The 23373-nt window shown below is 62.3% G+C and carries 19 protein-coding genes; 15 read left to right on the plus strand and 4 right to left on the minus strand.

Annotated elements, in window-relative coordinates; genetic code table 11:
- Positions 1 to 99 precede the first annotated feature (99 nt).
- From HDEN_RS09845 to HDEN_RS09865, 5 genes are all read left to right on the plus strand, one after another.
- Positions 100 to 1155: an NUDIX hydrolase gene (locus HDEN_RS09845; protein WP_013215957.1), complete on the plus strand. Its 1056-nt coding sequence runs from the start codon at positions 100 to 102 to the stop codon at positions 1153 to 1155.
- 203 nt (positions 1156 to 1358) lie between these two features.
- Positions 1359 to 2420 carry a quinolinate synthase NadA gene (gene nadA, locus HDEN_RS09850; RefSeq protein WP_013215958.1) on the plus strand — a complete coding sequence of 354 codons (1062 nt, stop codon included), beginning with the start codon at positions 1359 to 1361 and terminating at the stop codon, positions 2418 to 2420.
- A 33-nt stretch (positions 2421 to 2453) separates the two neighbouring features.
- Complete coding sequence (locus HDEN_RS09855) at positions 2454 to 4106, plus strand: L-aspartate oxidase (RefSeq protein WP_013215959.1); 1653 nt, start codon at positions 2454 to 2456, stop codon at positions 4104 to 4106.
- A complete protein-coding gene (gene nadC / locus HDEN_RS09860) occupies positions 4103 to 4996 on the plus strand; it encodes a carboxylating nicotinate-nucleotide diphosphorylase (protein ID WP_013215960.1) in 894 nt (297 codons plus the stop codon). Before HDEN_RS09855 ends, nadC begins: the two co-directional genes overlap by 4 nt.
- An 87-nt stretch (positions 4997 to 5083) precedes the next feature.
- The gene (locus HDEN_RS09865; RefSeq protein ID WP_013215961.1) at positions 5084 to 5311 is read left to right on the plus strand and encodes a hypothetical protein; all 228 of its coding nucleotides are present in this window, start codon (positions 5084 to 5086) and stop codon (positions 5309 to 5311) included.
- A 22-nt stretch (positions 5312 to 5333) separates the two neighbouring features.
- Here the strand turns inward: HDEN_RS09865 and ppdK are convergent, their stop codons facing one another.
- Entirely contained in the window at positions 5334 to 8060 is a 2727-nt protein-coding gene (ppdK, locus tag HDEN_RS09870; RefSeq protein WP_013215962.1) for a pyruvate, phosphate dikinase, read from the minus strand.
- Between the two features lie 125 nt (positions 8061 to 8185).
- Here ppdK and HDEN_RS09875 point away from each other — a divergent pair, with 125 nt between their 5' ends.
- Entirely contained in the window at positions 8186 to 9589 is a 1404-nt protein-coding gene (locus tag HDEN_RS09875; RefSeq protein ID WP_013215963.1) for a dipeptidase, read from the plus strand.
- 52 nt (positions 9590 to 9641) lie between these two features.
- Positions 9642 to 10598: a ribonuclease T2 family protein gene (locus tag HDEN_RS09880; RefSeq protein ID WP_013215964.1), complete on the plus strand. Its 957-nt coding sequence runs from the start codon at positions 9642 to 9644 to the stop codon at positions 10596 to 10598.
- Positions 10599 to 10657: 59 nt separating this feature from the next.
- On the opposite strand, the gene HDEN_RS09885 is transcribed toward HDEN_RS09880, so the two are convergent.
- The gene (locus tag HDEN_RS09885; RefSeq protein WP_013215965.1) at positions 10658 to 11413 is read right to left on the minus strand and encodes a hypothetical protein; all 756 of its coding nucleotides are present in this window, start codon (positions 11411 to 11413) and stop codon (positions 10658 to 10660) included.
- Between the two features lie 149 nt (positions 11414 to 11562).
- Entirely contained in the window at positions 11563 to 12303 is a 741-nt protein-coding gene (locus HDEN_RS09890; RefSeq protein WP_013215966.1) for a TorF family putative porin, read from the minus strand.
- Between the two features lie 361 nt (positions 12304 to 12664).
- On the opposite strand from HDEN_RS09890, the gene HDEN_RS09895 reads away from it, so the two are divergent.
- From HDEN_RS09895 to HDEN_RS09905, 3 genes are all read left to right on the plus strand, one after another.
- Positions 12665 to 13405 carry an SDR family oxidoreductase gene (locus tag HDEN_RS09895; RefSeq protein ID WP_013215967.1) on the plus strand — a complete coding sequence of 247 codons (741 nt, stop codon included), beginning with the start codon at positions 12665 to 12667 and terminating at the stop codon, positions 13403 to 13405.
- Positions 13406 to 13732: 327 nt separating this feature from the next.
- Positions 13733 to 14980 carry a glucosaminidase domain-containing protein gene (locus tag HDEN_RS09900; RefSeq protein WP_245256609.1) on the plus strand — a complete coding sequence of 416 codons (1248 nt, stop codon included), beginning with the start codon at positions 13733 to 13735 and terminating at the stop codon, positions 14978 to 14980.
- 30 nt (positions 14981 to 15010) lie between these two features.
- Positions 15011 to 15787 (plus strand): glucosaminidase domain-containing protein, encoded by a 777-nt coding sequence (locus HDEN_RS09905; protein WP_013215969.1) that lies wholly within the window; start codon positions 15011 to 15013, stop codon positions 15785 to 15787.
- A 169-nt stretch (positions 15788 to 15956) separates the two neighbouring features.
- Here the strand turns inward: HDEN_RS09905 and HDEN_RS09910 are convergent, their stop codons facing one another.
- Complete coding sequence (locus tag HDEN_RS09910) at positions 15957 to 16928, minus strand: hypothetical protein (RefSeq protein ID WP_013215970.1); 972 nt, start codon at positions 16926 to 16928, stop codon at positions 15957 to 15959.
- A gap of 146 nt (positions 16929 to 17074) precedes the next feature.
- On the opposite strand from HDEN_RS09910, the gene uvrC reads away from it, so the two are divergent.
- The 5 genes from uvrC to HDEN_RS09935 all read left to right on the plus strand — a co-directional run bounded on the left by uvrC (position 17075) and on the right by HDEN_RS09935 (position 23288).
- A complete protein-coding gene (uvrC, locus tag HDEN_RS09915; RefSeq protein WP_013215971.1) occupies positions 17075 to 19087 on the plus strand; it encodes an excinuclease ABC subunit UvrC in 2013 nt (670 codons plus the stop codon).
- A 121-nt stretch (positions 19088 to 19208) separates the two neighbouring features.
- On the plus strand, positions 19209 to 21881 hold the full coding sequence (locus tag HDEN_RS09920) for a DUF3772 domain-containing protein (RefSeq protein ID WP_013215972.1): 2673 nt from the start codon (positions 19209 to 19211) through the stop codon (positions 21879 to 21881).
- A gap of 67 nt (positions 21882 to 21948) precedes the next feature.
- Positions 21949 to 22536 carry a CDP-diacylglycerol--glycerol-3-phosphate 3-phosphatidyltransferase gene (pgsA, locus tag HDEN_RS09925; protein ID WP_013215973.1) on the plus strand — a complete coding sequence of 196 codons (588 nt, stop codon included), beginning with the start codon at positions 21949 to 21951 and terminating at the stop codon, positions 22534 to 22536.
- A 6-nt stretch (positions 22537 to 22542) separates the two neighbouring features.
- Positions 22543 to 22818 (plus strand): molybdopterin converting factor subunit 1, encoded by a 276-nt coding sequence (gene moaD, locus HDEN_RS09930; RefSeq protein ID WP_013215974.1) that lies wholly within the window; start codon positions 22543 to 22545, stop codon positions 22816 to 22818.
- A 5-nt stretch (positions 22819 to 22823) separates the two neighbouring features.
- On the plus strand, positions 22824 to 23288 hold the full coding sequence (locus HDEN_RS09935; RefSeq protein ID WP_013215975.1) for a molybdenum cofactor biosynthesis protein MoaE: 465 nt from the start codon (positions 22824 to 22826) through the stop codon (positions 23286 to 23288).
- Positions 23289 to 23373 lie beyond the last annotated feature (85 nt).

Raw genomic sequence — 23373 nt, forward strand, 5'->3', positions numbered from 1 at the left:
CAATTTGCGGCAGAAGTGTAGGTTTTAGTTGCGCAGGCTATCTGAAAATCGCCACGATCGCCCACTAGCTCGCCTCATGGGGAGCACGGGGAAGACTAGATGAACATGGAACTTTCAGGCCGGAGAAAGCCGACGCCCGAGACAGCTCATCGGACTCCAGATACCGACACGGAGCTTTCTCCGTCGGTCGGCATTGGCCTTAATGCGGCTATCGTTGCAGTCGCCGAGAATGAGCCTGTCGCGCTCGTCGTGCGCGGCGAGCCGGACCGGATCGGCGCTACCGACATCCTGCCATTTGGTCCTTTCGATCCAATTGAACATCGTACGCTGGAAAGCGGACTGCGGGCCTGGGTTCACAATCAGACAGGCCTTGATCTCGGCTATGCCGAGCAGCTCTACACGTTCGCAGATCGCGGCCGTCACACCGAAACGGACGATGCGTCTCCGCATGTCGTGTCGATCGGTTATCTCGCTCTGACCCAGGCTGTCGGCCATCATGGGCTGACGAACGGCGTCTGGCGGAGCTGGTATCAGTATTTTCCCTGGGAAGACTGGCGTCGCGGGCGTCCCGAGATCATCGCACACGAGATTGAGCCGCGCCTCAAAGCCTGGGCCGAGAAGCCCAGCGCTCCGAAGGCGGGTTCATCGCCCATTCCGAGAGCCGACCGTGTTCGCATTTGCTTCGGTCTCGACGGCATGGCGTGGGACGAAGAAAAGGTGCTCGAGCGCTTCGAAATGCTCTACGAGGCGGGCCTCGTGGACGAAGCATTGCGTGACGGCCGAGGCGCCGCGAGGGAATGGACCGATCGCCCGAAGCTCGGGCTTGCGATGCAGTCCGATCACCGGCGTATTCTCGCGACCGCGATCAGCCGGACCCGATCGAAGATCAAATACCGCCCGGTCGTATTCGAGTTGATGCCGGACGAATTCACGCTTTACGAACTGCAGAAGACCGTCGAAGCCATTCTGGGACCGCATCTGCACAAGCAGAACTTTCGCCGGCTGGTCGAAGGCGCGGGCCTTGTCGAGCCGACGGGCGATGTCAAAACCAGAACGGGCGGTCGTCCGGCAAAGCTGTTCCGCTTCCGCCGCGAGGTTCTATTGGAGCGACCGGCTCCGGGCGTCAGAGTTTCCGCTCCGCCGGTTCGGAATTGATCCACACGACGCTGTCATGACAAATCCAGGGCCGACGGAACCGTCGCCCTGGAAATTTGTTTGCAACTCCACTATGTTAATAACATCCAAGAGTGCTCCTGGAGAGCATTTCTAGGGCGTGAAGTGCGGCTTGCGGTGCCGACGTTGTTTTTATCCCGTATATGCTCACTAAGAGCATATACGCTCTTACGGGAGACGGGTCAATGGTTCAAACCCTTGAGCGACTGGCGAAACCGGCCACTGCAGCGCACCCGGCCGCCAAAGCCGTGCCGCCCTATTCCTGGTCCAAGGCGCTCGAAGCCGAAATGGCGCCGCTGTACGCGCGCGTTCAGCACGTCGTGACGCCGATGGAATGGCCGCATTACGCGCCGCTGATCAAGTCGATCAACGAGCTGAAGCAACAGCGCAACGCCGTCATCCTGGCGCACAACTACATGACGCCCGAAATCTTTCATTGCGTGGCGGACTTTCGCGGCGACTCCCTGCAGCTCGCCAAGGAGGCTGCGCGCGTCGATGCGAAGATCATTGTTCAGGCGGGCGTGCACTTCATGGCGGAAACGTCGAAGCTGCTGTCGCCGGACAAGACCGTTCTCATTCCGGACATGCGCGCCGGCTGTTCGCTCGCGTCCTCGATCACGCCGGAAGACGTTCGCATGCTCCGCGAAGCCTATCCGGGCGTTCCGATCGTGACCTATGTGAACACATCGGCGGCCGTCAAAGCCGAATGTGACATCACCTGCACGTCGTCCAATGCCGTGAAAGTTGTGGAAAGCCTCGGCGCGCCCCGCGTTTTGTGCATACCAGACCAGTACCTGGCGAAGTGGGTACAGTCGCAGACCAAGGTCGAAGTCATCACCTGGAAGGGCGCGTGCGAGGTGCACGAGCGTTTCACGGGCGAAGAACTTCAGACGATGCGCGAGGCCGAGCCCGGCCTCAAGATCATCGCGCACCCCGAATGCCCGCCAGATGTCATCGCCGCCGCGGACTTCACCGGCTCGACGTCGGGCATGATTCAGTGGGTGAAGGACAAACGCCCGCCGAAGGTCATGCTCGTCACCGAATGCTCGATGGCATCGAACGTCGCGATCGAAGTTCCGGACGTCGAATTCATCCGGCCGTGCAATTTGTGCCCGCACATGAAGCGGATCAGCCTCGAGAACATCTACGACAGTCTCGTCAACTTGCGTCACGAGGTGACTGTCGATCCGGATGTTGCTCATCGAGCCCGTCGCGCTGTCGAGCGCATGGTCAACCTGACCAATTAGTTTTTGAGCGACGACTCACGGGGAGGCGATGCAATGACTGCACAAAGACAACGGGAGGCACGATCCTTCGTCCCTTTCGAAGGTAAGCCCGGCCCGGGCGACGTCGTCATTATCGGGGCCGGGCTTGCGGGGTTGTTCACCGCACTCAAACTCGCGCCGCTGCCGGTGACGGTCATCGCCGCGGCGCCGCTCGGCGAGGGTGCGTCGAGCATGTGGGCTCAGGGCGGCATCGCGGCTGCCGTCGGCGAAGGCGACAGCACTGATAAGCACGCAGCCGACACGATCGAAGCCGGCGGCGGCATCGTCGACACGCAGGTCGCACACGTCGTCGCCGACGAAGGCCCGGATCGCATCCGCGATCTGCTGAGCTACGGTGTTCCCTTCGATCGCGACCTCGAAGGTCACTACGTTCTCTCGAAGGAAGCGGCGCATTCGGAGAAGCGCGTCGTCCGCGTATCCGGCGACCGCGCCGGAGCCGCGATCATGCAGGCTCTCATCGCGGCGGTTCGCAACACGCCATCGATCCGCGTGCTCGAAGGCTATGAAGCGGACGGCCTGATCGCGGACAACGACCGGATCGAAGGCATTCGCCTCATCAGATCGCGCACGCACGGAACCGGCAGCTACGTTTTCGTGCCAGCATCCGCGATCGTGCTCGCAACCGGCGGCGTCGGCGCGCTGTTCGCGTTGACCACCAATCCCTCTTACGCAAAAGGCGAAGCCATCGCGATGGCGGCACGTGTGGGCGCGGTGATTGCCGATCCCGAATTCGTGCAGTTCCATCCGACAGCAATCGATGCCGGGATCGATCCCGCGCCGCTCGCGACGGAAGCGCTGCGCGGCGAAGGCGCGACGCTCGTCAACTCCCTCGGCGAACGCTTCATGCTGGCGATCGATCCGCGCGGCGAGCTTGCGCCGCGCGATGTCGTGGCTCGCGGCGTGTTCAATGAACTCAACGCGGGTCGCGGCGTGTTCCTCGATTGCCGCGAGGCGATCGGCGCGCATTTCAAGGACGAATTTCCTACGGTCTGGAGTCATTGCCAGCGCGCAGGCATCGATCCCGCCAAGGATTTGATCCCTGTTGCGCCGGCGGAACACTATCACATGGGCGGCATTGCTACCGATCTTCGCGGGCGCACGAGCCTCGCCGGACTCTGGGCGGTCGGCGAAGTCGCGTCGACCGGATTGCACGGAGCAAATCGACTGGCATCGAACTCATTGCTCGAAGCCGTCGTCTTTGGCGCGCGCGCCGCCGCCGACATTCGCGCATACCTGCCGCACGATCGCGTCGGGCATTTCGTTCACCCGCGCCGCGTGCCGGGCAATCGCGCGTCGGCGCCCGAACAACGCAGCGAAGCCATCGACACGCTGCGCGCGATCATGACGAAGCACGTCGGCGTTCAGCGTTCCGCGAAGGGCCTGAAGGCTGCGCTTGCGGCTCTCAAGAAGCTCGACGAGTCAGCGGCCGACGATACGGTGCTTTCAAATATGATCCTGACCGCTCGTCTGATTGCTGCGGCGGCGCTGGCGCGCAAGGAAAGCCGCGGCGGTCATTACCGCGTCGACTATCCCGCGGCCGATCCGGCATTCGCCAAACGCACCTTCATCACGGTTGAAGATCTGAAAGCGACCGAAGCGGCGCCGCGTGCGTCCCGCAGCGTGTCCGCAGCGGCGTGCCGACCATGAGCAGCTCGACACGCAGCCTGCCGTCGCTGCCGCAGACTCTCGTCGACGCCGCTATTCGCGTTGCGCTCGATGAAGACCTCGGGCTCGCCGGCGACATCACGACGAATGCAACGGTCGCGGCGAACGCAACGGCCAACGCCGTCATCGCCGCGCGCAAACTTGGGGTCGTTGCGGGCCTTGCGCTCGCGGAAGCCGCGTTTCGCGCCATTGAGCCGGAAACAGATTTCACGATCGAGATCGGCGATGGCGAAACGGTCAAGCCCGGAGCCGTGATCGCGCGCGTCTCGGGCAATGCACGCGCATTGCTCACGGCCGAACGCGTCGCGCTGAACTTTCTCGGCCGGCTCTCCGGCATCGCGACGCTGACGCGACAGTACGTCGACCAGGTTGCGGGCACGCACGCGAAAATCGTCGATACGCGCAAGACGACGCCAGGACTTCGCGCATTCGAGAAATACGCCGTGCGCTGCGGCGGCGGCTACAATCACCGCGTCGGACTTTTCGACGCCGTACTCATCAAGGACAATCACATCGTCGCCGCGGGCGGCATCGCGAGCGCGATCAAAGCGGCAAAGGCTGCTGCCGGACACATGACCAAAATCGAGGTCGAGGTCGACACGCTGGCGCAGCTCGAAATCGTGATGCGGGAAAAAGTCGACTGCGTCCTGCTCGATAACATGACGCCTGCAAATCTCGTGGAAGCCGTCGCGATCATCGGCGGACGCTGCCTCACCGAGGCTTCGGGCGGTGTTAATCTTGAAACCGTTACGGAAATCGCGCAAACCGGCGTTGACCTGATTTCAGTTGGCGCGCTGACGCATTCAGCATCGGTTCTTGATCTCGGACTGGATTTCATCGCGTCGCCGAAGCAGGCGGCAATTCAAGCATGAATTCGCCATAGTCGCTGCCCAACTGGCTAATGTCGCCAGATGCGCTTGCACCAACTGACAGCGACGGCGGATTGAAGTGAGGATTCGATGGCGATGCAGTGGATCGTGGCTTGGGGCATTACGGCCGTTACGGCGTCGTTGCTTGCCGCCGTTCTGGCCGGCATCAAAAACCGTGACTATTCCTATTGGATGGCGTGGTGCTTCTTCGTGCCGCCGGTCGTGCTCTGGCTATTGTTCCTGCCGAAGAACAAAGGCCCACGTCCGCGCCAGCCAAGCCTCGACGATATCGATCGTCACCAGAACGGCCCGTTGTGATTCATCAGCCTAATTTGCGCGACTACTCTTGCTCAGGCGACGGCTGAGGCTTGCTGGCGTCGCGCAGCCGGATTGCGGCCTGGGCGGCAGCGAGGCGAGCGATCGGCACGCGATACGGCGAGCAGGAAATGTAATCGAGGCCGATGCCCTCGAAAAACGCAATCGATTTCGGATCGCCGCCATGCTCGCCGCAGATGCCGGTTTTGAGATCGGGCTTCACGGCGCGGCCGCGTTCGGCTCCAATTTTCAGAAGCTCACCGACGCCGCCCTGATCGATTGTGACGAAGGGGTCCGTCGAGATCACTTCATGCTCGAGGTAGTTCGAAAGGATCGGCGCGGCATCGTCGCGAGAGAGCCCGAGCGCGGTTTGCGTCAGATCGTTCGTGCCGAATGAGAAGAAGTCCGCGCCCGCCGGCCCGCGGGCAATGTCGGCGGCTCTCAAAGCCGCGCGCGGCAGCTCGATCATCGTGCCGACGTCGTAGGGGATTTCGACGCCCAATTCGCGCTGCACCGCTTCGGCGGTCGAGATAATGACCTCGCGCAGGACGTCGAACTCTCGGCGATACGCGACGAACGGAACCATCACCTCCGGACGCACGGCATCGCCCGTCTTTTTCTGAGCGTTGATCGCGGCCTCGAAGATAGCTCGCACCTGCATGCGCGTGATCTCGGGATATTTGATCCCGAGACGGCAGCCACGGAAGCCGAGCATCGGATTGAATTCTTCAAGCTCCGCGACGCGCGCCTTGAGACGCATCAGGTCCATGCCCAGCGCGGCCGCAACCTGCGCGGCCTCGCGATCCTCGTGCGGAAGGAATTCATGCAGTGGCGGGTCGAGCAGACGGATCGTGATCGGCAACCCGGCCATGATCTCGAACAGTTCTTCGAAATCGGCGCGCTGAACGGGAAGCAGCTTGTCGAGCGCCTGTTGCCGCCCCTCTTCGTCTTCGGCGCAGATCATCTCGCGCACGGCGAGAATGCGGCCTTCCTCGAAGAACATGTGCTCGGTGCGGCAGAGGCCTATACCCTCGGCGCCGAATTCGCGCGCCTGTCGCGCGTCGCGCGGCGTATCCGCGTTGGTACGGACTTTCATGCGGCGCGCGCCGTCGGCCCATTGCATCACGGTCGCGAACGTGCCGGACAGCTGCGGCGGCAGCATCTTCGCCTTGCCCGCATAAACCCGGCCGGTGCTGCCGTCGATCGAGACGATGTCGCCGGATTTGAAAATGCGCGCGCCAGCGCGCATCGTTCCAGCGTTGGTATCGATGCGCAGCGTGCCTGCGCCTGAGACGCACGGCCGTCCCATGCCGCGCGCAACGACCGCGGCGTGGCTCGTCATGCCACCACGTGCGGTCAGGATGCCAACGGCCGCGTGCATGCCCTGCACATCCTCGGGGCTCGTCTCCGAGCGAACCAGAATGACATCACGCCCCTTGGCCTTGAGCGCTTCGGCCATCTCGGAATGAAAGACGATTTCGCCGGACGCGGCGCCGGGCGACGCGGGCAATCCCTTCGCGATCAGATCGTGTTCCGCCGCCGGATCGATCGCCGGATGCAGAAGCTGATCGAGCTGCGCCGGCTCGATGCGCAGAATGGCCTCGTCCTGGCTGATCAAGCCTTCCGCCGCGAGATCGACGGCGATCTTCAGCGCGGCCTCGGTGGTGCGCTTGCCGGATCGCGTCTGCAAAATCCACAGCGTGCCGAGCTGGACCGTGAATTCCACGTCCTGCATGTCGTGATAGTGCCGCTCGAGCCGATCGAAAATCTCTTTGAGCTCGTTGAATGCGCGAGGCATCGCGGACTCGAGCGCCGTTCCGGGAGCCTCGCGTGCGCCTTTGCTCGTCAGCGGCTGCGGCGTGCGTATGCCTGCGACGACATCCTCGCCCTGCGCGTTCGGCAGGTACTCGCCGAATATCTCTCGCTCGCCCGTCGACGGATTGCGCGTAAAGGCGACGCCGGTCGCGGAGTTGTCGCCGAGGTTGCCGAACACCATCGCCTGGACTGTGACGGCGGTGCCCCAATCATCCGGGATATCGTGCAGTCTGCGATAGGTTTGCGCACGCGGGTTGTGCCAGGAATTGAACACGGCAGCGATGGCGCCCCAAAGCTGTTCGCCGGTGTCCTGCGGAAACGGCTTCCCGTGCTCGCGCTCGATGGCGGCCTTGTAGTCGGCGATGATTTCGCGCCAGGACTCTTCGTCGAGATCGGTGTCGGCCGCGAATCCGTTGAGGTTCTTGAAGTTCTCGAGAATGTCCTCGAACGCGCCGTGATCGACGCCGAGCACGACGTCGCCGTACATCTGGATGAAGCGCCGATAGCTGTCGAACGCAAAGCGCGCATCGCCCGTCAACGCGGCCAGGCCTTCGACCGTCTTGTCGTTGAGGCCGAGATTGAGGATCGTATCCATCATGCCCGGCATCGACGCGCGCGAACCGGAACGCACGGAGACCAGCAGCGGCCGTTTGTAGTCGCCGAAGTGCGCGTTGACCGTCGTGCCGACTTCGTCGAGCGCCTTCGTGACGTCGGCCTTCAGTGCTTCGGGCAGCTTGTTTCCAGCCGCGAAAAAAGCGTCACAAACTTCGGTCGTAATCGTAAAGCCGGGAGGAACGGGCAGGCCCAGCGTCGCCATCTCAGCAAGATTGGCTCCCTTGCCGCCCAGCAGTTCCGACATGTCGGCGCCGCCCTCGGCGCGACCTGGCGCAAAGGCGTAAACCCATTTCTTTTTGCCGTCCGTGTCCGGCTGTGCCATCAGACCTCCGGTGCGGTCTTCATGCTGCCATGATCCGCGTCAGGAGACGTGCCATAGCAAATGGAGTTCCGTATTCCTAGCTGAAGCCTTCCTGGCTTCGTTCGCCTTTTGGAAAGTCTACTAAGATGACCGCGCTGGAAACCGTTCTCGATACACTTGGTCAATCAAAGGCTGCCGGGCTCGAGCGGCTGTTCGAGCTTTTGCGCATCGATAGCGTTTCGACCGATCCAGCGTTCAAGACAAGTTGCCGCAAAGCCGCGGATTGGTGTGCCGCGACGCTCAAAGACATCGGCTTTGCTGAGGCTAAGGTTGTGCCAACAAGCGGGCATCCGATGGTCGTCGCGCATGATCGCACGCACCGCGAGCCCGGCATCCCGCATGTTCTTTTCTACGGGCACTACGACGTGCAACCCGCCGATCCGCTCGATCTCTGGAAGTCGCCGCCGTTCGAGCCGCGCGTTACGAGCGAACCTCACAACGGCGAGGTGATCGTCGCCCGCGGCGCGGAGGACAACAAAGGTCAGCTAATGACCTTCTTCGAAGCCGCCCGCGCCTGGATGACCGTCGCCGGAAAGCTTCCGATTGCCGTGTCGGTGCTGATTGAAGGCGAGGAAGAATGCGGCTCGCCATCGCTCCCCGAATTTCTCGCCAAGTACGGCGATGAGCTGAAAGCCGATCTCGTGCTCGTCTGCGATACCGGACAATGGGACAAGGACACACCTGCGATCACGACGATGCTGCGCGGTCTCGTCGGCGACGAACTCGTTATCAGCGGTCCGGGCCGCGATCTCCATTCGGGTATCTACGGCGGGCCAGTGACGAATCCGATCCGCGCGCTGGCGAAGGTCATGGCCGCGCTTCATGATGACAACGGTCGCATCGCCGTGCCGGGATTTTATGACGGCGTGACAGAGCCTGCGCCGGAGCAGCTCGCGCAATGGAAAACACTCGGCTTGACGGGCGAAGCCTTCCTCGGTTCGGTCGGCCTCAAAACGCCTGCAGGTGAAAAAGGCAGATCGGTCATCGAGCAGCTTTGGTCGCGTCCGACGCTGGAGTTCAACGGCGTGACCGGCGGCTATCAGGGCATCGGATCGAAGACGGTCATTCCGGCGAAGGCGTCTGTGAAGATCACGTGCCGGCTCGTCGCAGGACAGGACCCGGACAAGGTGATGACGGCGCTGCACGACTATGTCGAGAGCGTGCTTCCCGCCGATTGCACGGCGACGTGGCTTGGCCATCATGGTTCCGGCGCGGTGAGCTTCGACACTGCGGACCCTTCGATGCAAGCGGCCGCGAAAGCACTCGAAGAAGAATGGGGCAAGCCCGCCGTGCTGATGGGCAGCGGCGCATCGATCCCGATCGTCACGTCCTTCCGTGATGCGCTCGGCATGGACAGCTTGCTGATCGGCTTCGGCCTCGACGACGACCGCATTCACTCGCCAAACGAAAAGTACAACATGCGAAGCTTCGAGAAGGGGGCGCGAAGCTGGGCGCGCATCCTTGCGGCGCTGGCTGCGAAGGCTGCGTAAAAATTCATTCGCTCGTTTCTATTCCCTGCCCCGTGCCGCTTGAGACCATGACATGTTGAAACCGCATCTACTTCTGACTGCCATCGTTCTTCTGCTCATCGCAGGGTTTGCCGTGCATATGACGCGGCAGCAGAACGTGTCCGTCGCGACGGGCAATCAGACCAGTTCAGCCGATCGCACGGAGACCGCCGACAATCGTTCCGAGGGCGGCGGCAACGGCTATAGCAGCGGCGACGGCTACAGGGATCGAGGCCGGAACAGCTACGGCAACGGCGGCGACCGCGACGTGCCCGGACAGTTCGACTACTACGCACTCGTGCTTTCGTGGAGCCCGACGTACTGCGCGGAAAAAGGCCAGGACGACGACGCGCAATGCAACCGACGCGATGGGCGGCGCTATTCGTTCATCCTGCATGGGCTCTGGCCGCAATACAATTACGGCTATCCGTCCGAGTGCCGTCTGCCTCGGCGTCCCTTCGTGCCGGATAACGTCATCTCGAGCATGCTCGACATCATGCCGAGCCGCGGGCTCGTCATTCACGAATACCGGGCGCATGGCACATGCTCGGGAATGGACCCGGCGCGCTACTTCGCGACGGCGCATCGCCTATTCGACGGCATCAACATTCCGCAGCGCTTCCGCAACCCGTTTGAGACTCAGGTTGCATCACCGGACGATATTCGCCGCGACTTCGCTCAGGCCAATCCGAATTTCAAGCCGGACATGATCGCTGTCGTCTGCGGCGCAAAGGGGCTGAGAGAAGTCCGCCTTTGCCTCTCGAAAGACGGTCAGCCGCGCTCATGCGGACAGAACGAAAATCCGAGAAAGCTTTGTGCGAGCGATCGCGTCTTCATTCCGCCGACGCGATCGACAGGCGGTCCGGATACGACCGCCAGACGCAGCGTGCCGGACAATACGTCCGCCGAGAGCGCACCTCAGAACACGCAACGGCAGGCGCCGTTGCCGGGGCCGCGCATGGATTACGATTACGGGCGGCAAGCCCGGTAAGGCACGAATCGGATCTGTTGTGATCGGAGTTAGCGCGATCTAAGTCGCGATCCCGTCTCTCAGGCCGCCGAGCGCACACGTTCCGCACGCCACGCATGCGGTGCACGCGCGATCCAGCCCGTGCTGTGTCGACCGCCAAGCGCTTCGATCGTCATCGGGTTCAAGCCCCAACCGCCTGCGATGCCGAGCACATGCGACTCGGTCGGATGAAGCTGCAGCGCCCCGCCGATATCGCCTTGGCGATTGACGATGCCGCGAAGTTCCAGCGTCGACAGGCCTAACTCCCGTTCGCGGGCGGTCGGACGGCCTGCGTCCCACACAGGCCCTGCTTCGCCAAAGGCGGAAGCGCGCATCGGCTGGCCATTCTCGAACCACGCCCAGGCGTAGAAGTCGATGATCGGGAAAGTTGCGAAATACTGCACGGAGCGAAATTCGCGGGCGACGCGCGTCAGAAGCGGCGCGGCCTTGTCGACGAACCCTCCCCGCTGCGGCAACGGCAAGGACACACCCGCGACGAACGTCCAACCCTCGACCGGAGGCGAAATGAAGACGAACGTATCGGAGAGCTTCAGGTCGTAGATTGCCCCGATTCCGGAATTCCAGTTCGCGACGCTCAAATCGTCGAGGCCGAGAACGGCCGCCAAGCGCCCGGCGTCATCCGTCTTGACGGCGAGCCATGACATCTCGCTTCCGAACGCCCGCGGGCGGTCGGGAGCGACGTCCATCCGCACACGGCGCGGCAAAAGCCGCGGTGCAAGCAGCGCGGTCGCGATAGCGATGGTCAGAGCGACCAGGATAAAGACTGCCGGAAGCACGAATATTGTCGCCCGCCGAAAGAGCCCGAACGACTTTTGTGTCGTGAGTTGCGGACCTACGCAAGCGCCTCGTCTCATGTATGCAACAAAAAACCGGGGCCCAACGAGGGCCCCGGTTCGACTCAGTCGGGAGATCTAGAAGAGAGAAGTTATGGCAGATTGACGCCAGCTGAGAACACGAAGCGCGAGTCGGCCAACGAGTCGTTGATCGAGGTATCCCAGTAGCGGAAGTCCATGAAATACTTGTCGACTGCGAGCTTCACACCAACGTTCCAGTAGGTGTAATCGTCGACCTTGCCGAGGAAGTAGTTCGGTCCATCGCCATTCGTGTAGCCAAGCGTGCCGCTAAGCGTCGGATCGAAGATCGCGAACTTCGGAAGCGTGTAGCTGATGTTGCCTTCAACCGTTTCGGTTTCGCCAGCTGCGCCGCCCTGATCAGGCGTCCAATAGCCGGTGAGGCCGAGCGTCAGGTTGGTGACGGGCGTGATCGACGCGCCGACCTTGAATTCGACGTAGTCGGTTGCGCCCCAGCCAGCCTGCGAAGCCGGATAGGTGTAGTAGAGGACGCCGATATCCCAGCTCACGGGACCGGTGACCGGACGGATACCGGCCGAGATGTCCATTTCGAACGGGGCCAGCGGCTCCGCGATGTTCGAGCCCTGGAAGTTGACGTAGGCAATGCCGTACGTGAACTCGATGAAGGGCTGGAATGCGGGCAACTGATCGTTCGACGAAATACCGCGGAAGATATAGTCGCTCGTTCCCGTCAGCGTGATCGAATAGCCGAACTTCCGATCTTCACCGTCGCTTGCAAGTACAGCCGTCGACATCGCCAACGACGCGAGTGCTGCGACCCCAGCCACACCCAAGAAACTTTTAAATTTTGCCATAGACAACCCCCGTCCAATCAGCGGTTCGCAGTCGCCGCACTTGCGGACCCCTCGATTCACACCGCGTTGTTGGTGAGAGAAACTTCTTCGGCCGGTTGACACAAGTGTTTAGGCCCAGGAAACACCGACTTCGGGGGGGCGCTGTCACATTGTGGCAACGATGCCGCAATAGCTGGCCCCGATAAAGCAAATTTGCCTCCAAAATATGCACACTCCAGGCTGCCGCTTGCCTGCAACAGGGGCGGGATGCGGAGCAACTGGGCAGTGATTCGGCCACGCTTTCGCAGTCCTCGCCCCCTCTCTGGCCGCCGACACCCGGACCGACAGTGATTCCCGCGTTCGATTCTGCTAATCGGCAGCCATGAGCCAAACATCAGAAGCCAGCCGGACCGTCCTGATCACAGGCGCCGCCCGCCGCATCGGACGCGCCATAGCTCTCGATCTGGCCGAGGCCGGCTTCGCCGTCGCCATCCACTACCGGAATTCGGGGACAGAAGCTGAAGCCCTCGCGCAGCACATCCGCGACCGTGGCGGCCGCGCGCGCACCTTTCAGGCCGACCTCGCCGACCGTCAGGCTCTGGACGCCCTGGTCGCAACGATCGGGCGAGAGCTTGGGCCTCTCACGACCCTTATCAATAATGCGTCCGAGTTCCTGCCCGACAGCATCGGACACCTCGACGAGAAAACCTGGGACCTGCACCTCTGCATCAATCTCAAGGCTCCCGTCTTCCTCTCCGAAGCCATGGCCAGGCAGCTGCCGGAGGGCTGCGACGGCAACATCATCAACATCATCGACCAGCGCGTCTGGAATCTGACGCCGGAATTCTTCTCCTATACGATCTCGAAGGCCGGGCTTTGGACGGCGACGCGAACACTTGCGCAGGCGCTTGCTCCGCGCATCCGCGTCAATGCCATTGGCCCCGGTCCCGTTCTTAAAAGTATCCATCAGACCGACGACGACTTCGATAAGGAGAAGCAGTCGACTCTTTTAAAGCGTGGGCCGTCAGCGCAGGAAATCGCAACCGCCGTGCGTTTCATCCTCGCGACGCCCTCGCTCACGGGTCAGATGATCGCTCTCGATGGCGGTCAACACCTCACCTGATCCGCTCCAAAGTGAAACGCCAGCCGCGATTCATGAATCGCGGCGCACGCCGTTTCCGCCTCAATCTGACCCTGTCGCGCCCTAATTACCGCCCTATTGCTTGGCGATCCTCGCGGTGACTCACGGGGGGTCTCAACTCTTTTTTAACGTTAAGCGCTTACGAACCTTAATTGGTTTTGTATGGCGCTCTTCGAGGGGTGCCGCGTCGTTATGGGTGTATCCATGATAAGCCGCGTTCGGACGCCATTGGCGTTCGTCTTCGCTGCAGCCATGCCTTTGGTTGTAGCGCCGCTGCCGGCCTCGGCGGCAGACCTTCCACAAGTCAAAATGACGAAGACAAACTCCGTTCCGGCGTGCGCCACGCCTGGACGCTTGATGGCGTTCCTCAACAGCCGCAACGGCAATGTGGACGGCCATTTCTCGACGATCGCCGCAGATTACATGCGCATCGGCGACGAATTGAAAATCCGCTGGGACATCGCCTTCTTCCAGATGTTGCTCGAAACGGGCAACCTGACGTTCAAAGGCGACGTCAAATCCAATCAGAACAATTTCGCCGGTCTCGGCGCCACCGGAAAGCACGTCCCGGGTGAAAGCTTTGCGGATGTCGCGACGGGCGTGAAGGCCCATCTTCAGCATCTCCTTCTTTATGCCGGCGAGCATCTCGACGATCCCGTCGCCGAGCGGACCCGCAAGGTGCAGGAATGGGGTGTGCTGACCGATTGGCAAAAGACGCTCAAAGGCCCGGTCAACTACGAGCAGGTCTCGAAACAGTGGGCGCCGACGTCGCGCCGCTATGCACGCGATATCTCAAATATCGCCGAGAGCTTCTATGGCAGTCCCTGCCGGGCAGCCGATCCCAATCCTGAGTTGCTGGCTCTGGCTCGTCCGGGCAGCGCACCGGCTCAGACATCGACCGCTTCCGATCCGAAGGTTGCGATGGCGGACGCTGGCGCGTCCTCGTCCAAGCTGTCGGGAGCGGAACTCGCTCGCCGCGCCGTCGAAGAAGCACGCAAGTCCGGCTCATTTGTTCGCTCGGGCCTTGGCGCGGAAGAACTCGTGCCGCAGACTGACGACGCACAGACTGTAGCTGTCGGCGAACCGGCTCAGCCGGAAAAGGCGCAGGCCGTCAAGATCATCAACGCTGCCGCACCACCGGCCGACGCCGTGGCTGCTGCATCGGCTGAAACGGAAACGCGTCGACCGGCAGACTCCGCGCCTGTCGAACCCACCAAGAAGACAACCAAGAAAATACAGACGGCCGCTCTCGGCTCCGGCACCAAGTCGTCCGTGCTTCCGGGCATTACGTCGAAATCGACGCCGACGCTGTCGCCCTCCGCTCGGCCGACGTGCAAGGTCTGGACTGCGAGCTACGGCGGCGGTCACTCCGTGATCATCAGAGCGCGCGCCGACCGGCAGGACAACTACACGGTCCTCGATGTCAACGAAGGTTCGGAGAAGCGCGAAGCGGCGGCCTATATCGCGGCTTACGCCAAAGGCGGCGAGACGGTCGGTGAATTCACCAATCCCTCGCAGGCGCTCGATAAAGCCTTCGAACTCTGCCCGGATGGCTGAGTGCGGCGCGTAGTAAAGGGCCGCTCTCGCATGGCAATACCAAACTCATCGCTTCGCAAACGCGCCGTCGCGACGTTTGCTTCGGCGGCCGCGCTCGCGCTCTATGCGTCTGCGGCCGACGCAGCGCCGCCCATTCGTACCGGCGCGACGAACCAAGTTCCGGCGTGCGTAACGCCGGACCGGCTGATGGCCTTCCTGGCGCAACGCAATGCCAAGGTCGACGCGCGCTTCGCAAGCATCGCCCGGTTCTACAAGCTCTACGGCGAAGGCTGGCATGTGCGTTGGGACTTCGCCTTCTTCCAGATGGCGATCGAAACCAACTTCCTGAAGTTCCGGCGCGGCGATGGCCGTCGCGGCGACGTCAACGAGACGCAGAATAATTTTGCGGGCATCGGTGCGACGGGCAACGGCGTTCCGGGCGAACGCTTCGTCGACGTTGCAACCGGCGTGCACGCACAAATTCAGCACCTCGTCGCATATTCGGGTGAACGCCTGGTGCAGCCGATCGCGAAGCGGACGCGCGAAAATCAAAACGACATCATCGCGAAATCGAACCGTCTCGGCCGCGCAGTGACATTCGGTGATCTCGCACGACGGTGGGCCGCAGATCGCCATTACGCCAAGTCGATCGATTTCATCGCAGGTCAATATCAAGAGCAGTATTGCACCGGCGAGACGCATGCCGCGCAGGAGACGATGCCGCCCGCACCACGACCGGCGCGCGGCTGGCAGGATTTCGCACCGCAGCCGTCGGGGCTTGGCGGACCGCTTCCCGAATACGTCGTTGATCCCAAGAATAGCCGCTAAACAGCTCGGGCCATTTCCCTCGACAACCGTCATCCTCGGCCAAGCGCAAGCGAAGGCCGGGGATCCAGCGCAAGACTCGTCGCAGACGCGATATTGAGCCTTCGGCTCTTTTCGTGCTGGATCCCCGAACGGTCTCGCAAGCTCGCCCGCTCGAGGATGACGAAAGCGATCAATCGGTTGGCTTGAAGTAGTTGAGCGCCGCCGTCGACGCAGCGCCGCCGATCACGCACGGGATGCCGAATTGAACCTGACCCATTGCTCCGGCTGCGACACAGCCCAGCGCTAACACCGTCTGACCTGCCTGGCCCCACCAGTTGTAATTCCGGAGTTTCTCCGAGCCTTTCGCCTTCAGCTCGTCGATCGATGCGAGCGCATCCTTGCGGATCTTCGAAAGCTCTAGCGTTTCCGACGCGTCGATGACTTCGATGAGCGGCTTCTTGATCGAGGGATCGCTGTCGCTCGATATTCGCTTCAGCATCATCAGAAGATCGTTGTCGCGCGAAGCGTTCTGCGCCAGCGTCCACTTGGCCATGGCGCCAATCGTCAGCGTGTCGACCTTATCCTTTTCGAGCGAATAGGCCAGTGCCGACGCGATGCGGCGGATCGGAGCTTCCCATCCGGTCGCGAAATAGTAGCCCCAGTTCAGATCGATGACCGTCGCATCCTCCTTGATCGAGAGCGCCGTCAGCACGGGCTTGTCGCCGTAGAGAAACTTTTCGATCAGATCCTTGCGTGCCGGCATGCGTTCGATGAAAGTACGAAGCAGAGGCCGCCAGCCGGGAAGGCCGGAATAGGCAATGCCCTTGATGATCACCACCTGATCTTCAGGCGGCAGCGGAAACATCTTCGAGACGAGATCTTCGGCGCTCGCCGAATTCGATCCGATGACGCCCGCGACGAACCCGATGTAAATGCCCGATTGATCGGAATCCTTCGTCAGCCCGTACGCCGACATCGCCTTGACGGCATCGGGCACCCGTTGCGGCTCGGGTTTACGGCGGTAGCCGTTGATCCACCGAAGCAGGTCCTCGTTGCCCCGGAATGCGGCCTCCGGAGCCTTCTCCCGGACAGGTTTTGCGAGTAGAACTCCGGGTAGCGACAGGATCAGCGCGAAGCCCAGAATGGCGAAAACAGAGCGCATGGTACCCCCCACAAAATCCTGCTCTCTTTTGATGTGCTGAGGGCGTCAGACCATCCCTCGGACATGGTGATTTTGTGGCGTGGACACCCGGTTTGCTTGACCTCTGCCGTTGATCGACCTTAGGTGCGCCGAATTTCAGGTATGCGATGACTGAAGACCAGATACCGGCGGGCCACGATGCCGGCTCCGAAGCTCCGGCCAAGACCGGCGCCGACGTCATAGCCGGCTACCTGAAGACTTTACCGCAGTCCCCCGGCGTCTATCGCATGCTCGATACGGCGGGCGAGGTCATCTACGTCGGCAAGGCGCGGCAGCTCAAATCGCGCGTCTCGAACTATGCGCGCCTCAACGGCCATACGAACCGCATCGCGCGCATGATCCTCGCGACGGCATCGATGGAATTCGTAACGGTCTCGACCGAAGCCGAAGCGTTGCTCCTCGAAGCCAACCTCATCAAACGTTTCCGGCCGCGCTTCAACGTGCTGATGCGCGACGACAAATCATTCCCGTATATTCTCATCGCGCGCGATCATCCGGCGCCTGCGGTGATGAAGCATCGCGGCGCGCGCAACCGAAAGGGCGAATACTTCGGTCCGTTTGCTTCAGCGGGCGCGGTGGATCGCACCGTCAACATGCTGCAGCGCGCGTTTCTTCTGCGCTCCTGTTCCGACAGCGTCTACGAGAGCCGCACGCGTCCCTGCCTGCTCTATCAGATCAAGCGCTGTTCGGCGCCGTGCACCGGCGAAATTCAGCTCGATGATTATCGGGAGCTCGTCGTCGAAGCCGAACGCTTCCTCAAAGGCGAGAGCCAGAGCGTGCGCGCGATGTATCAACAGCTGATGCAGGAAGCAGCCGACGCGCTCGAATTCGAGACGGCTGCGAAGTACCGCAATCGCCTCTGGGCGCTAGCGCACGTCACGGCCGATCAGGCAATCAACCCGGACGGTGTCGAGGAAGCCGACGTGTTCGCCGCCTATCAGGACGGCGGGCAAACGTGCATCCAGGTCTTCTTTTTCCGCACCGGGCAGAACTGGGGCAATCGCGCCTACTATCCGAAGGCCGATCGTTCGCTCGATGCGCCGGACGTGCTCGATAGTTTCATCGCGCAGTTCTACGACGACAAGCCGGTGCCGCGCCTGATCCTCATTTCGCACGACATTCCGAACCGCGCGCTGCTCGCCGAAGCGCTAGCGAGCAAAGCCCAGCGCAAGGTCGAAATTCGCGTTCCCGCACGCGGCACGAAATCGAGCCTCGTCGAACATGCACTGACCAATGCGCGCGAAGCGTTGGGACGGAAGCTCGCCGAAAGCTCGACGCAGGCGCGGCTGCTCGAAGGCGTGGCGGAACGCTTCGCTTTAGCCGCCCCGCCGCGGCGCATCGAAGTCTTCGACAACAGTCATATCGCGGGCACGAACGCCGTCGGCGCGATGATCGTCGCGGGACCGGAAGGCTTCGTCAAAGGCCAGTATCGCAAGTTCAACATCAAGTCGCCCGATGTGACGCCCGGCGACGATTACGCGATGATGCGTGAAGTGCTGACACGGCGGTTCAAGCGCATCGCCGATGCCGAGGTGCTTGAAGAAATCGAAACCGAAGTTGCCGAACTCGTCGCCGACACGGTGAGCGAAGCGATCCCCGCCGCTCTCGTCGAGCAAGCTGTTGTCGAAGAAACCACCGCCGACGACGACGTCGCCTTCCCCGATCGCCCGGATTTGGTGCTGATCGACGGCGGCCTCGGCCAGCTTTCGGTTGCACGTGAGGTTCTCGCAGGCTTCGGACTGCACGACATTCAATTGATCGGTGTCGCAAAAGGACCCGATCGCGACGCCGGGCGCGAGCATTTCCACATTCCCGGCCGCGAGCAGCCGATCATGCTCGAAACGCGCGATCCGGTTCTCTATTTCGTGCAGCGCCTGCGCGACGAAGCCCACCGCTTCGCCATCGGAACGCATCGCGCCAAGCGGGCAAAGGCGCTCGGTGTCAATCCCCTCGATGAGATCGACGGCATCGGTCCGACGCGCAAACGCGCGCTCCTCAAGCATTTCGGCTCGGCCAAAGCGGTTTCGCGCGCGGGTATCGAGGACTTGAAAGCGGTTGAGGGAATTTCTGCCGATATGGCCCGGAGAATCTACGACTTTTTCCACGATCGATCCGTCTAGAGCCAGCGCGTGCGAGCAAAAGTCACTGGCCAGCCACACGGGTGTTGCCCTAATTTCGCGGCACTTGAGCGCCAAGCGCTTGCTCTCAAATCCAGATCGTCAGGGAGTTCGCATTTCGCTGATGCTGAAACATGTGTTTGCGGCTGTCGTTGCGCTCGCGCTGGCGGCTCCTTCCGCTGAAGCAAAGCCGGGAACGCCGAACTGGACTTCGACGACGACACCGGCTGCGGGACAGGCGGCGGCACAGGCGCAGCCTGCGGCTCCCGCGCCGAACCAAGCCGCACCGGCAGCGCCCGCTCCAGCGCCGCAACCTGCAAAGGCGCAGCCGGCTCCCGTCGCGCAAACCGCGCCTGCACCACAGCCTGCCGCCGGACAGCCAGCGGCGGCGCCTCAGCCCGCTGCGCCCCAGCCCGCCGCTCCTGCAGCCGATGCTGCGCCTCCCGCTAGCCCGGATGCCGTGCCCGGCGAGCCTGCAGCCGCCGAAACCCCGCCGCCTCCTCCTCCGCCGCCAAAGCCGGCGCCCGTCCTCTCGCCCGAGGTCAACGATGCGATCACTGTCATGGTCGACTCGATGGACACCGCCGAGAAACGTCTCTCAGGCATCAGCGCCGCAAACGACACGCTGTCCGAATTGCGAGACCAGATCGATAGCGTCATCGCGCAAGCAACCAAAACCGCGGACTCGATCCGTCCGAGACAGGACGAGATCGACCGCCAACTGAGCAAGCTCGGGCCGCCACCGGCCAAGGATGCGCCACCCGAGTCTGCAACGGTCGCCGCCGAGCGCGTGCGCCTCGCGGTGCAATCGACAGAACTCGACGAAGCGACGAAGACGCTGCGCGTCACGTGGTGGCGCGCACGGCAGGCGATCGACAAGATCACAAATCTGCGACTGTCGTTCTTTGTCAAAAATCTCACCGAGCGCATCACCAGCCCGCTGTTTCCGCAGTTCTGGACCGACCTTGCGCGCGTCGCGCCGAACGTCGAATGGCGTCTCAAATATAACGTCAACGATTGGACCTCGTCGGTCGACAAGCAGAAGACCAACGTCGCGATGCTGATCGCTGCGGTCATCGGTCTCTATATTTTTCTCAAGGGCCTCGCGCTTGCGATCACGCGCTACAGACCCAACGAGAACGCGACCCCACCGACGTTTTTCGAACGCGCCGCGTCCGCGTCCTGGATCGCGCCCGTCCGCGCCATTCCGGGCGTCGCGGCGACGTTCCTGCTATTCGGCGGCCTCCATTATTTCGGACTGCTCTATGAGCCGACGGCCGCGCCCGTGGGCGGGGCGCTGCTCGATAGCGCGCTGATTTTCGTCGGCGTTTCGGCATTGATCTCGGCGGTATTCGCGCCAGGCCAGCCCGAGCGCCGGCTCGTTCTGCTGTCGAGCCGCAGCGCGCGACGCATCTCGCGACTGATCCGCTTCCTGGCGCTGATCTATTGCATCGACCTGTTCCTGTCGTCGTTCGCGCAGGTGTTCTACTTCCCGCTGGCGCTGAGCGTCGTGCAATCCTTGTTCACCAGCCTCGCATTCGCGTTCGTGCTGATCGGGCTTCTGCTGACGCCGTTCGAAGCGAGCGAAGCGGGCGGGCTAAAGGCCGTCGGACGGCATCGTCCGCTGTGGCTCAAGCTGCCCCTCTGGCTCGCGGCCTTCGCGATCATCGGATGCTGCCTCGTCGGCTACGTGGCTCTCGGACGCTTCCTGGCGCAACAGCTCGTCATGACGGGCGTCGTCGGGATGATCTCGACGCTGCTGTACCTCGCGATCCGCGCCTTCACGCGCGGCAACACCACGTCGCGCGGTCACATCAGCGTGCTTCTCGAAGAGCGGATGGGCTTCGATGAAACGCGCCGCAAACAGCTTGGCTGGCTGACGGAAAGCCTGCTGACGCTCGGCGTCATTCTGGCAACCATTCCGGTGCTGATGCTGCAGTGGGGCTTCTCGGGCGCCGATATCCGAGACTGGTCTGCACGCCTGCTGTTCGGATTCGAGATCGGCCAGTTCCGGATCTCGCTCGTTCGCATTCTCATCGGAATCGCGATCTTCGTAGCGTTCGTGTTCGTGACGCGTCTCGTTCAGCGGCGCCTGCGCGACAATGTACTCGTCGCGCCTCGGATGGACCCGGGCATCGCGAACTCGATCGACACGGCCGTCGGCTATGCGGGGACAGGGCTCGGCGCTATTGCCGCCGTGTCCTACGCGGGCTTCGACATCACCAATCTCGCGATCGTCGCGGGCGCGTTGTCGGTCGGTATCGGCTTCGGTCTGCAATCGATCGTCAACAACTTCGTATCCGGCCTGATCCTGCTCATCGAGCGCCCGATCAAGGTCGGCGACCTTGTCGTCGTCGGCGGCGAGCAAGGCGTCGTCAAGCGCATCTCCGTACGTTCGACCGAAATCGAAACGTCCGACCGCGCCAGCCTCATCGTGCCGAATTCCGAACTCGTCACCGGCCGCGTTCTGAACTGGACGCACCGCAATGCGTTGGGCCGCGTCGTGATGAAATTCAGCTCCGGACCCGATACCGATCCGCGCCTTGTGCTCGCGGTTCTGTCGGAATGCGCCAACCGGCATCCGAACGTCATGCGGGAGCCAGCACCCGTCGCCGTCTTCGAAGGCTACTCGCCGACGACCACGGATTTCTCGCTGCGTGTCCTGCTGCCGGACATCACGCACTCTCTCAGGGTCCAGTCGGATCTGCGGGTCGCCATTTACGAGGCCTTACGGCGCGCGCATATCGGCGGATCGGAGGGCTTTGCGGCGCATCCGGCTGTATCGGAGGCCTCATAACTGCGACTTTGCTGCACTTTGAGAGTACCCCATTGACGCAGCCTTGCCCCTGCGGCTACCCCAAATCATGGATCATATCGCGCAACGCTCGCTGCCGACGAGCCTGCCCAACATTCTGACCTACGGCCGCATCGCGGCGGTGCCGGTTCTCGCGGGCGTGCTGTTCTTCGGAATGACCGACACGGCGCGATGGGTGGCGTTCGCGATCTTCGTCGCCGCCTGCGTCACGGACTGGCTCGACGGCTACCTCGCGCGCATGTGGGAGCAGCAGTCCACGCTCGGGCGCATGCTCGATCCGATTGCCGACAAGCTGCTCGTCGGCGCGACCCTGCTGATGCTCGTCTATACCGATACGATCGGCGGCTGGTCGATCTGGGCGGCAATCATCATTCTGTCACGTGAAATCCTCGTCTCCGGCCTGCGCGAGTTTCTGGCCGAACTCAACGTCAAAATCCACGTGACGCAGCTCGCGAAATGGAAAACGGCCGTTCAATTCGTTGCGCTCGCGATGCTGCTTGCCGGACCGGCTGCTGAAGGTCTCGTGCCGGGGACGACGACCGCAGGCGTCACCCTTCTCTGGGTCGCCGCACTGCTTACGTTGGTGACCGGCTACGATTATCTCAAAGCCGGCATTCGCCACGCGATAGGCGGGTAAGTCACCATGACTGCTGTGCACGATCAAACCGTTGTTTTGCGCTATTTCGCCTGGCTCAGGGAAAAGACGGGCCTCAACGAGGAGCGTCTCGCGCTGCCGCCCGAGATCGTCACCGTCGGCGATCTTCTGAATTGGCAGCCGACGCGCGGGCATCCGTTCGATCTTGCCTTCGCGAAACCCGAGGCCATCCGTGTCGCGCTCGATCATGCGCATGCGAAGCCCGGAGCGGCGATCGCCGGGGCACGTGAGATCGCCTTCTTTCCGCCCGTGACGGGAGGCTGACGTTCGTGGCTGTTCGCGTCAGCACATCGGACTTCGATATTTCAGCCGAGATGGCGCGACTGACGAACGGCGATACCGGCGTTGGCGGCGTGGCGCTGTTCGTCGGCAAGGTTCGCGATCACAAGGATGGCGAAGCGCTCACCGAACTCGTTCTCGAACATTATCCCGGCATGACGGAGGCCGAGCTCGAGCGCATCGAGGCCGAGGCCCAGCGCCGCTTCGACCTCTCCGCGTCGCTGGTCGTGCATCGCGTCGGGTCGTTGAAGCCTGGCGACAACATCGTGCTCGTGATCGCGTGTGCGTCACACCGGCAGAACGCCTTCGCCGCCGCCGAATTCCTGATGGACTATCTGAAAACGCGCGCGCCCTTCTGGAAAAAGGAAGTCCTGGCGAGCGGTGAAAGCCATTGGGTCGACGCCCGCGAAAGCGACGACGAAGCGGCCGCAGCGTGGCAAACGGCGAAGCGCTAACGCCACGAATTCGCTCGACTCAAAGCCTCTCGTCACGCTTAACGAGGGCTTAACCGTGCCATCCGATAACCTTAACGTCGTACCG

Source organism: Hyphomicrobium denitrificans ATCC 51888 (assembly GCF_000143145.1).
GTDB lineage: Bacteria > Pseudomonadota > Alphaproteobacteria > Rhizobiales > Hyphomicrobiaceae > Hyphomicrobium_B > Hyphomicrobium_B denitrificans.

Bases quoted from the DNA above. Each gene is read 5' to 3' on its own strand.
- HDEN_RS09845 (WP_013215957.1), top strand. From the start codon at position 100: ATGAACATGGAACTTTCAGGCCGGAGAAAGCCGACGCCCGAGACAGCT.
- nadA (WP_013215958.1), top strand. From the start codon at position 1,359: ATGGTTCAAACCCTTGAGCGACTGGCGAAACCGGCCACTGCAGCGCAC.
- HDEN_RS09855 (WP_013215959.1), top strand. From the start codon at position 2,454: ATGACTGCACAAAGACAACGGGAGGCACGATCCTTCGTCCCTTTCGAA.
- nadC (WP_013215960.1), top strand. From the start codon at position 4,103: ATGAGCAGCTCGACACGCAGCCTGCCGTCGCTGCCGCAGACTCTCGTC.
- HDEN_RS09865 (WP_013215961.1), top strand. From the start codon at position 5,084: ATGGCGATGCAGTGGATCGTGGCTTGGGGCATTACGGCCGTTACGGCG.
- ppdK (WP_013215962.1), bottom strand. From the start codon at position 8,060: ATGGCACAGCCGGACACGGACGGCAAAAAGAAATGGGTTTACGCCTTT.
- HDEN_RS09875 (WP_013215963.1), top strand. From the start codon at position 8,186: ATGACCGCGCTGGAAACCGTTCTCGATACACTTGGTCAATCAAAGGCT.
- HDEN_RS09880 (WP_013215964.1), top strand. From the start codon at position 9,642: ATGTTGAAACCGCATCTACTTCTGACTGCCATCGTTCTTCTGCTCATC.
- HDEN_RS09890 (WP_013215966.1), bottom strand. From the start codon at position 12,303: ATGGCAAAATTTAAAAGTTTCTTGGGTGTGGCTGGGGTCGCAGCACTC.
- HDEN_RS09895 (WP_013215967.1), top strand. From the start codon at position 12,665: ATGAGCCAAACATCAGAAGCCAGCCGGACCGTCCTGATCACAGGCGCC.
- HDEN_RS09900 (WP_245256609.1), top strand. From the start codon at position 13,733: ATGACGAAGACAAACTCCGTTCCGGCGTGCGCCACGCCTGGACGCTTG.
- HDEN_RS09905 (WP_013215969.1), top strand. From the start codon at position 15,011: ATGGCAATACCAAACTCATCGCTTCGCAAACGCGCCGTCGCGACGTTT.
- HDEN_RS09910 (WP_013215970.1), bottom strand. From the start codon at position 16,928: ATGCGCTCTGTTTTCGCCATTCTGGGCTTCGCGCTGATCCTGTCGCTA.
- uvrC (WP_013215971.1), top strand. From the start codon at position 17,075: ATGACTGAAGACCAGATACCGGCGGGCCACGATGCCGGCTCCGAAGCT.
- HDEN_RS09920 (WP_013215972.1), top strand. From the start codon at position 19,209: ATGCTGAAACATGTGTTTGCGGCTGTCGTTGCGCTCGCGCTGGCGGCT.
- pgsA (WP_013215973.1), top strand. From the start codon at position 21,949: ATGGATCATATCGCGCAACGCTCGCTGCCGACGAGCCTGCCCAACATT.
- moaD (WP_013215974.1), top strand. From the start codon at position 22,543: ATGACTGCTGTGCACGATCAAACCGTTGTTTTGCGCTATTTCGCCTGG.